Below are 8,507 nucleotides of genomic sequence, written 5' to 3'. Positions count from 1 at the left end.
CTTGTCGGCGCCCTTGCGGAGCATCTCCATGGCCATGTTCGGGTTGGGGCCGAACACTTTGAAGATGTTGTTTACCGAAAGAATCTCATCGGCATGGCTCATACGACCCTCTTTCTTTTTGTTATGACCAATAAATGATCGGCATCCTTTCCATGGGCGGAAACAGCTGCAGACGTGCGATTGGCAGGGTGCTCAAAAAGCAGTGAGCGAATCAGAACTGTGATGATCTTATGGTTGAGCCAGCGGTGCGTGGCACGCTGGTAAAGCCTCGGGGTAGCGGGCTTTTGTGAAGGACTGGCTGAACTGTAGCCCTGGCGATCGGCATGGAATAGAACGGAAGCGTCAATTTATGGTATGCCGGGGCCCAGGGCTTGCCACGGCATAGGGACTGTAGGAGCAGCCTTGTGCTGCGAAGGCGCCGGTGCACACACCCACGGTTCAGGATGGGGTCACGGGCCTCTTCGCAGCACAAGGCTGCTCCTACCGGGTAAGTGGGTCACCCCTTCAATGCTGCCTCAATCTTGGCGACATCGATCTTGCCCATTTCCATCATGGCCTCGAACGCCCGCTTGGCAGCAGCCCGGTCGGGATTGGCAATGGCCTCGATCAGGATGCGTGGGCAGATTTGCCAAGACACCCCCCACTTGTCCTTGCACCAGCCACAGACGCTGGCCTCGCCGCCATGGCTGACGATGGCATCCCACAACCGGTCAGTCTCGGCCTGGTCTTCGGTGCTGACCTGAAACGAGAACGCCTCGCTATGGCTAAAGGCCTTGCCCCCATTGAGCCCCACGCAAGGGATACCCATGACGATGAACTCGACGGTAATCACATCGCCTTGCTTGCCCGACGGGTAGTCGCTAGGGGCTTGGTGCACCGCCACTACCCGGCTGTCGGGGAAGGTGCGGGCGTAGAAGTTGGCCGCCTCTTCGGCGTCATGGTCGTACCACAGGCAGATCGTGTTTTTGGCAGTCATGGCAGGGCTCCATGAATGAGAGTGGGCCTTTGAGTCTAGTTCACGGCCTTGCCGTCGGCGCCGCTGCGTGGCCCGGCATACGCCTTGAGGACGGCCGGTCTTTGCAACATTCTGCAGACATTTCCGACGTTAGGTAGTGAACCTGCTTACATAAAAAAGGTCTTTCGCTGACGGTCAACTCACCGACCGGTTCACCGGCCCAGTCAGCGGGCCTACTTTTGTCCTGTTCCAGCGAAGACCAACATGCCCGAATCCCGCCCCACATTCTCCGCCCTCCCAGCCCTGCGCGGCGGCCTGATCGCAGCCCTGGTGGCCCTCGCCGCCCCGGTGCATGCCGAGGAGCCTGCCAGCGATGCGCGCTGGGTCAGCGACAGCCTGAGCACCTACGTGCGCAGCGGCCCGACCGATGGCCACCGGATTGTCGGCACCCTCAAGTCCGGCCAGAAACTGACGCTGGTCACCACCCAAGGCAACTACAGCCAGGTGCGTGGGCAGAATGGCGACCTGGTGTGGATCCTCAGCAGCGACCTGCAGGCGGTGCCAGGCCAGGGCGAACGCCTGCCGCAGCTCGATGCCCAGGTCGCCGACCTGTCGGGGCAGCTCAAGAGCATCGATGACAGCTGGAAAAACCGCGTGCAGGGCATGCAAGAGACACTGGACTCGCGCAAGCACCTGATCGACGAGCTGGAAGCCCGCAACAAAGCGCTGAACGAACAGCTCGACCAGAGCCAATCGACCTTGCGCGATACCCAGGCCCGCCTGGGGGATGAGAACAAACAGGTGATGATGCGCTATATGGTGTACGGCGGCAGTATTGCAGGCGCGGGCCTGCTGATGGGGTTGATCTTGCCGGCGCTGACGCGTGGGCGGAAGAAGAATGACCGCTGGTTCTGATTTGGGGTGCTTCAGGGGCTTGAGGCGGGCGCCAGGAGGCATGCACCCGCCCCCTACAACAGCCGCTCCAAAGCCTCGAGCACATGCGCTGTGGCACGTTCAGCCTGCCCTTCACGGCAGGCGATGCCCAGTTGCCGCCACAACCCCGGACGCAACGGTCGCCGGGCAATCCGCCGGTCCAGCTCGGGCGCCTCGCCCTCCTGCGGCAGCAATGTCGCGCCGTAGCCGGCCCCCACCAGGCTTTTGATCGCATCGTTGTAGTTCAGCTCGATGCGCGGCTCGGGGAACAACCCCGCCGCAGCAAACCATTCCCCCGTCACCCGCGACAACTGCGTGCTGTTGTCATTGAGAATCAACGCCCGCTGCGCCAACCATGCCGGAGTCACCTTGGCCGGCGGCTGCCAGTCGACCGGCACATAGGCCAAGATCGGATCGCGTCGCCACGGGGTGATCTTGAGCCCTTTGCCTGCCACTTGCGGCAAGGCCACCAGGCCAATGTCCAAGGCCCCCTCGCGCAACCGCGCCAGCGACGCCTGGGAGGTCAGCACCTGCACCTGCACATCGATCCCCGGGTGCACTTCGCGCAGGTACTCGAGCGCTTTGGGCAACAGGTGGGCAATGGCGCCAGTCGAAGCCCCCAGGCGGACCCGGCCAGTCAGCCCCTCGACCTGACGGCGCACCTCGTCCAGCGCCAGGTCGGCATCGGCCAGCAAGCGACGGGCTCGGGCCAGCAGCGTCTCGCCGATGGCCGTAGGCCGCACCTGCCCACGGTTGCGGGTGAGCAACGGCGCGCCGACCCGTGCCTCCAGCTCGGCCACATGCAGGCTGATGGTGGGAGGGGCCAGGTTGAGCCGGCGAGCGGCCTCGGCAAACGAGCCGAGGTCGGTGATTTCGACCAGCGTGCGGAGGCGGTCGAGGCTGATTTCGCGCATGACTAGCTTCAGAAATAATGAATATCAGCATCATGATATTCAAATTTCCTTTAGTCCAGCCGCAGGCGAGCATAGGCCACCCTCCCCAGACCGGACCTCGACCATGCATACCCCTGTTGTCTTTATCGACGGTGACCAAGGCACCACTGGCCTGCAGATTCACGCCCGCCTGCACGGGCGCAATGATGTGCGCCTGCTGACCCTGCCCGAGGCCGAGCGTAAAGACCCGCAGCGCCGCGCCGAAGCCATCAACAGCGCCGACATCGCCGTGCTCTGCCTGCCCGATGACGCCGCCCGCGAGGCCGTCGCGGCAATCCACAACCCGCACGTTCGGGTCATCGACGCCAGCTCCGCCCACCGCACCAGCCCCGGCTGGGTCTATGGCCTGCCGGAACTGGACGCGCAGCAAGCCGAGCGCATCGCCCACAGCACACGCGTCAGCAACCCCGGCTGCTACCCCACCGGCGCGATTGCCCTGCTGCGCCCGCTGATCACCGCCGGGTTGCTGCCAGCGGATTACCCGCTGAGCATTCACGCCATCTCGGGGTACTCCGGCGGCGGCCGCGCCGCGGTCGAACGCCATGAGCAGCCGAGTGCCGAGAACACTCCAACCCTGCAGCTGTATGGCCTGGAACTGGCACACAAGCATGTACCGGAAATCCAGCAACACGCCGGGCTGTCGGCACGGCCGGTGTTCATGCCTGGTTACGGCGCCTATCGCCAGGGCATCGTGCTCAGCATCCCGCTGCAGTTGCGCCTGCTGCCCGGCCAGGTCAGCGCCGAACACCTGCAGGCCTGCTTGGAACAGCACTACCAAGGGGCTCGCTATGTTCAGGTGATGCCCCTGCACCAGCAAGGCCCCGCAGCGCCACTCGACCCCGAAGCATTGAACGACAGCAACGACCTGCGCCTGGCGCTGTACGCCAACCCGGCGCATGGCCAGGTGCTGCTGACCGCTGTATTCGATAACCTGGGCAAAGGCGCGTCCGGGGCGGCGGTACAAAACCTCGACCTGATGCTCGCCGCGCTACAGGCGCAAGGCTGATTGGGCAAAACCGGTTAAACTGTACGTCCCGCGTCAGCATGGCGCGGGTTGTATTCCCAGCCGCCGGAGCCCGCCCCCCGATGTTCATCCTGAGCCGCCTTGACAGCGTGCCGCCCGAGTCTTTCCAGAACCAGATCCGTGAGCTGGTGATCCATCACGTCGGCGAATTGAGCAGCGTCGCCATTCTTGCCGACAACCCGCTGTATCCGCTGTACCAGTACGGCGTCGGCATGGAAGTGCACCAGTACTTGCAGGCCATGGACGGTAAGCGCGGCCTGTCGGTGACGCTGACCCTGGCGCTGGACGCCGATGCCCCCGACCAACTGCTCGGTTTCGCCCTGGCGTTGCCGGCCGATGATGATGCGCAAACCTGCGCACTGGCATTTCTTGCCGTGCGCGCCAGCCATCGCCGCCAAGGTATCGCCCGCGCACTGTTAGGTGACCTGCAGGCGCAGCATGCCTATGTCGAGCTGAACACCTTTGCCGGCCAGGTGCCGTGGTTCGAAGCGATGGGCATGCAGGTGGTGGCAGCCAACGGGCCGCAGGTGCTGATGAGCAGCACCGGGCACGCCAGCGAGGCGCTGATTGGCCGGCTGGATATCGGGCCGATCTACCAGACCACCGAGGTGCATCAGATCCACACCTACCTGCTCAACCAGCAAGGCGAGGATGCGATGATCGAGGCCGAACAGCTGCGCGACGAGCGCTTGGACCAGTTGGCCATTCAAGCGCAGGAATGTGTCCGCCAGCGCAAGACCGTGCACTGATGCTGTGGGGCCGCACGGCGGCCCCAGCTCTTTTCAGCCGTGCACCCAACGCCGATGCAACCCACGCGCCAGGGCATCGAGCATGAACCCCAGCCCCCCGATCAGCAGCACCATCGCCATCAGCTCCGAATACGCCAGCCGGTCACGGGTGTCGAGGATGAAATACCCCAACCCCGCACTTACCCCCAGCATCTCGCAGGGCACCAGCACGATCCAAAGGATGCCGATGGCCAGGCGCACACCCGTCAGCACATGGCCGATCACCCCTGGCACGATGACCTTGCACAAGGTCTCCCAGCGCGTAGCACTCAAACTGCGGCTCAGTTGCAACCAACGCGGGTCGAGCTGACGCACACCTGCCGCAGTGTTGAGCAAAATCGGCCACAGCGCGGCAAATGCCAGCAGGAAATAGATCGGCTGGTCACCCACCCCCATCAGCATCACCACCACCGGCATCCACGACAGCGGCGAGATCATCCGCAAGAACTGGAAGGCCGGCGTGGTCGCCGCCTCCAGGTGCCGATAGCTGCCCACCAGCAAGCCGAGGGGGACACCGATCAACAAGGCCAGCAACAGCCCGATCAGGATACGTTTGAGGCTGACCCACACGTGGCCGTAGACCTCGCCCTGCCCCAGCAGCTCGGCCAGGCTGGCCAGAGTCGCCGCCGGCGAAAAACGCGCCGACAGGCCATCGGCCTCGCCAAACCATGCCACGCCGGCCCACCACGCCAGCAGCAGCCCCAGCAGCCCGGCCAAGCCTAGGCTGGTATGAACGACATGCTTGCGCATCAGACCGCGAACTCCTCGCTACGCTCGAAGTTGTCGGCAATGCCGAACACCGACGGCCCGCCAACGGCGGTGATGGCGTTGCGCACGAAACGGTCGTCGACCAGGTCGCGGGCGGTGTGCGCCGGGTCCAGGCCGGCCAAAAAGCCACTGTCGCCTTCGATCAGGGTGTGCTGCAGGCGCTTGATCAGTGCTTCGGTGTAGCTGGGGAACGGGTATGGCTGGAAGTCGATACGTTTTTCGTCCCACTGCTGATGCTGGATCGCGCCACTGGCGATATAGCCTGCGCGGTCTTCGGCGGCTGGCGCCAGGACTTTGCTCAACACCGCCACTTCGTGCGGGGTGTACTTGTTGGGGCCGGCCTTGGACAGCAGCGCGGCGGCTTCGGCGCGGTGCTCGCGCGTCCACTGCTGGGCTTTGACGATGGCGTTGACCACCTTCTGCGACCACTCCGGGCGGGTGTTGAGGTCGTGCTCGTGCATGAACACCACGCAGCAGGCGTGGTTGCGCCACACATCGCCGGTAAAGCGCTGCACGCGGCCCACCTTGAGGTTCTCGGCCAGGGCGTTGAACGGTTCGGCGACGATGTAGCCAGCGATACGCTTGCTGGCCAGCGCCGGCGGCATGTCGGACGGTGGCAGCACCAGCAGGTTAACCTCGTTGGCCGCCAGCTGCGCACTGGCGGGTTTCGACACCGGGGTCAGGCCGCTGTCATTGAGCATCTGCTGCAGCACCACGTTATGGATCGAATACCAGAATGGGATGGCCACGGTCTTGCCGCCCAACTGCTTCATGTCGGTAATGTCGGGCGCCACGGTCAGCCCCGAACCCCCCACATGGTTCCAGGCCACGACCTTGGCCGGTACCTTGCTGGCGTAACGTGCCCAGACGGTCATCGGCGACAGCAAATGGATGACGTTGACCTGGCCCGAAATGAACGCCTCGATCACCTGCGCCCAACTGCGCAGCAGCACTGGGCGCTCGGCTTTGATGCCTTCGGCCTCGAACAGGCCATTGTTGTGCGCTACCAGCAAGGGGGTGGCGTCGGTGATCGGCAGGTAGCCGATGCGCACCGGCGCGTCCGGCTCGGCAGCCGCACGGGCCTGCAGGCTCGACAGCAGCGGCAATGCACCGGCGGCGGTAAGCATGGCGCCAAGCTTGAGGAAGTCGCGACGCGAAGAAGCGGAACAGCAGTCATCCATGCACATGGACAGCCTCCGAGGGCAAGGGGGTTGAGGAAGGTGGGTCTGTGCGGCTTGCCCGCCGAAGGGTTTTGACAATCTCGATACGCAACGCGCCCAGTTCCTCGACCCGCTGCGTACGCGGTTGCGGCAGGTCGATGCGCCACTGGCCGAGCACCTGCGCTGGGTGGTTGCCCAGTAGCAGGACCCGATCGGACAGCAGCAGGGCTTCGTCGATATCGTGGGTGATCAGCACCGCAGCGGTATTGTGGGTGGCGATCAGTTGCAGCAGCAGTTGCTGCATGTCGGCGCGGGTCACTTCGTCGAGGGCACCAAACGGCTCGTCGAGCAACAGCACTTCAGGCTGACGCGCCAGGCAGCGCGCCAACGCCGTGCGTTGGGCCATGCCACCGGACAGCTGCGCCGGGTACTGGTTACGGGCATGGTCCAAGCCCACGGCGGCAATGGCATGGTCGATGCGCGCACGCCGTTCGGTGGCGGCCAACTTGGGTTGGCGAGCGAAATCCAGGCCGAAGGCGACGTTCTTTTCCAGGCTCAGCCAAGGCAACAGGCTGGGGTCCTGGAAGGCCACCGCCAGGCGCGGGTGCGGCCCTTGCAACGGCTCTCCGTGCAACATCACGCTGCCGCCACGCGGTGCCTGCAAGCCCGCCAGCACCCGCAACAGGCTGGACTTGCCAACCCCGCTGGGGCCCAGGATGGACACCACTTCGCCCGGTGCCAACTGCAGATCGAACCGCGCCAGCACCTCGTGCCAGCTACCCTCGCGGGGGTAGCCGAGGCTGATAGCTCGGGCTTGCAGCACGACTTCGCTCATGCCGTGCCCGCCTGGCGTTGCAGTTCGGCGCGCAGCTGCACCAGGCTTGGCGTGACGATGGGCACGAACGCCGATTCGCGCCAACGGCGCGCGAAACCTTGGCCGTACTCGCTAAGGTACGCTTTGCCACCACTGGCCTGCAGCTCGAGCTGCACCGCGTCGGCAGCACTTTCGGCAAGGATGATGCGCAGTTTGAACAACGCCGCTGGCTGCTGCAGGAAGCGCCCGTCGAGCAGGCCCTGCTTCAGTTCACTCACGGTGTTTTCCAGGCGTTCCTTGAGCACCTGGCGGGCCTCTTCGAGGAACGAACCACGGCCTTGCAGGTGCGCCGCCACTTCATCCAACGCGCGCCGGGCCAGGCCGATGGCCATGCCGCATTGCAGCGCGAGGAAGGCCGGGCGTACCTTGGGCAGGAACTCACGGGCGTTTTCATGCAGCAGCCACTCGCGGCCCAGCTCGACCTGATGGAACGCCAGCGCGGCGGTATTGCTCGATTGCAGCCCCATTAGTTGCAAGTCGTCCGAGCGCTCCAGCCCTTGCACCTCTGACGGAATGGCCAACACGAAGGGCGCGCGCTCGGCATCGCACTCGATGGCCGCGGCCACCACAAAACCGCTCTTGCGCAGATTGGTCACCCAATGCAAGCGGCCCTCCAGGTTCCACCCCTCGCTGCTGGGGCGCCCACGCACCTGCAGGCTCTCGATGCCCGAGAGAAACTTCATGGCGTTGGACAACCCGGTGGCGCCTGCCAGCTCGCCTGTCAGCAACCTCGGCAGCAGGCGTTCGCGCAGTGACTGATTAGGGCTTTGCAGCAGGTATTCAATGAAGGCGCGCTGGCCCCAGCAGACGAACGCCGCCGCCAACGAACGGCTGGCAATGGCGGCGATGGCTTCGACCGCATCGGTCACCTGCCCGCCCGTGCCGCCCTGGGCCGGATCGACGCCGATGCGCAGCACCTGCGCTTCAGCGATCTGCGCCAGCACCAGGTGCGGCTCGCACGTGCCCTGGTCAATGGCCTCGGCGTTGGCATCCAGCCATTGCCGAAATGCACAATCTTGCATGTCTGTACTCCTTTGAAAACGCCGGCGGGG

At 64.6% G+C, this 8,507-nt stretch carries 9 protein-coding genes; 3 read left to right on the top strand and 6 right to left on the bottom strand.

Translation table 11 applies throughout. The features are described 5' to 3' along the window. Nucleotides 1-496: 496 nt before the first annotated feature. Nucleotides 497-976 (bottom strand): VOC family protein, encoded by a 480-nt coding sequence (locus HU750_RS23235; protein ID WP_027595395.1) that lies wholly within the window; start codon nt 974-976, stop codon nt 497-499. A 243-nt stretch (nt 977-1,219) separates the two neighbouring features. Between HU750_RS23235 and HU750_RS23230 the strand changes: the two genes are divergently transcribed. After that, nucleotides 1,220-1,870: a TIGR04211 family SH3 domain-containing protein gene (locus HU750_RS23230; protein WP_085274352.1), complete on the top strand. Its 651-nt coding sequence runs from the start codon at nt 1,220-1,222 to the stop codon at nt 1,868-1,870. Between the two features lie 53 nt (nt 1,871-1,923). On the opposite strand, the gene HU750_RS23225 is transcribed toward HU750_RS23230, so the two are convergent. Next, nucleotides 1,924-2,802 carry a LysR family transcriptional regulator gene (locus tag HU750_RS23225; protein ID WP_186682624.1) on the bottom strand — a complete coding sequence of 293 codons (879 nt, stop codon included), beginning with the start codon at nt 2,800-2,802 and terminating at the stop codon, nt 1,924-1,926. 103 nt (nt 2,803-2,905) lie between these two features. Here HU750_RS23225 and argC point away from each other — a divergent pair, with 103 nt between their 5' ends. Beyond that, on the top strand, nt 2,906-3,847 hold the full coding sequence (argC, locus tag HU750_RS23220) for an N-acetyl-gamma-glutamyl-phosphate reductase (protein WP_085274350.1): 942 nt from the start codon (nt 2,906-2,908) through the stop codon (nt 3,845-3,847). Between the two features lie 80 nt (nt 3,848-3,927). Further along, on the top strand, nt 3,928-4,614 hold the full coding sequence (locus HU750_RS23215) for a GNAT family N-acetyltransferase (RefSeq protein ID WP_027595391.1): 687 nt from the start codon (nt 3,928-3,930) through the stop codon (nt 4,612-4,614). Between the two features lie 33 nt (nt 4,615-4,647). Here the strand turns inward: HU750_RS23215 and HU750_RS23210 are convergent, their stop codons facing one another. Genes HU750_RS23210 through HU750_RS23195 form a run of 4 tightly spaced genes read right to left on the bottom strand, consistent with a single transcriptional unit; the run spans nt 4,648 to nt 8,477 of the window. Continuing rightward, entirely contained in the window at nt 4,648-5,403 is a 756-nt protein-coding gene (locus HU750_RS23210; protein ID WP_186682622.1) for an ABC transporter permease, read from the bottom strand. Beyond that, complete coding sequence (locus tag HU750_RS23205; RefSeq protein ID WP_186682620.1) at nt 5,403-6,608, bottom strand: ABC transporter substrate-binding protein; 1,206 nt, start codon at nt 6,606-6,608, stop codon at nt 5,403-5,405. The genes HU750_RS23210 and HU750_RS23205 overlap by 1 nt, the downstream gene beginning before the upstream one ends. Further along, nucleotides 6,595-7,416 (bottom strand): ABC transporter ATP-binding protein, encoded by an 822-nt coding sequence (locus HU750_RS23200; protein ID WP_027595388.1) that lies wholly within the window; start codon nt 7,414-7,416, stop codon nt 6,595-6,597. The genes HU750_RS23205 and HU750_RS23200 overlap by 14 nt, the downstream gene beginning before the upstream one ends. Next, nucleotides 7,413-8,477 (bottom strand): acyl-CoA dehydrogenase family protein, encoded by a 1,065-nt coding sequence (locus HU750_RS23195; RefSeq protein WP_186682618.1) that lies wholly within the window; start codon nt 8,475-8,477, stop codon nt 7,413-7,415. The genes HU750_RS23200 and HU750_RS23195 overlap by 4 nt, the downstream gene beginning before the upstream one ends. Between the last annotated feature and the right edge of the window lie 30 nt (nt 8,478-8,507).

Origin of the sequence: Pseudomonas sp. SWRI50 (genome assembly GCF_014269095.1) — a bacterium.
In the GTDB taxonomy this organism is placed as follows: Bacteria; Pseudomonadota; Gammaproteobacteria; order Pseudomonadales; family Pseudomonadaceae; genus Aquipseudomonas; species Aquipseudomonas kermanshahensis.
The sequence above is the reverse complement of the archived record's forward strand: the minus strand, read 5'-3'. Positions and strand labels throughout refer to the sequence as shown.

Excerpts from the sequence above, each read along its gene's own strand:
- HU750_RS23230 (WP_085274352.1), top strand. The coding sequence starts at position 1,220 with ATGCCCGAATCCCGCCCCACATTCTCCGCCCTCCCAGCCCTGCGCGGC.
- HU750_RS23215 (WP_027595391.1), top strand. The coding sequence starts at position 3,928 with ATGTTCATCCTGAGCCGCCTTGACAGCGTGCCGCCCGAGTCTTTCCAG.
- HU750_RS23235 (WP_027595395.1), bottom strand. The coding sequence starts at position 976 with ATGACTGCCAAAAACACGATCTGCCTGTGGTACGACCATGACGCCGAA.
- HU750_RS23225 (WP_186682624.1), bottom strand. The coding sequence starts at position 2,802 with ATGCGCGAAATCAGCCTCGACCGCCTCCGCACGCTGGTCGAAATCACC.
- argC (WP_085274350.1), top strand. The coding sequence starts at position 2,906 with ATGCATACCCCTGTTGTCTTTATCGACGGTGACCAAGGCACCACTGGC.
- HU750_RS23205 (WP_186682620.1), bottom strand. The coding sequence starts at position 6,608 with ATGTGCATGGATGACTGCTGTTCCGCTTCTTCGCGTCGCGACTTCCTC.
- HU750_RS23210 (WP_186682622.1), bottom strand. The coding sequence starts at position 5,403 with ATGCGCAAGCATGTCGTTCATACCAGCCTAGGCTTGGCCGGGCTGCTG.
- HU750_RS23195 (WP_186682618.1), bottom strand. The coding sequence starts at position 8,477 with ATGCAAGATTGTGCATTTCGGCAATGGCTGGATGCCAACGCCGAGGCC.
- HU750_RS23200 (WP_027595388.1), bottom strand. The coding sequence starts at position 7,416 with ATGAGCGAAGTCGTGCTGCAAGCCCGAGCTATCAGCCTCGGCTACCCC.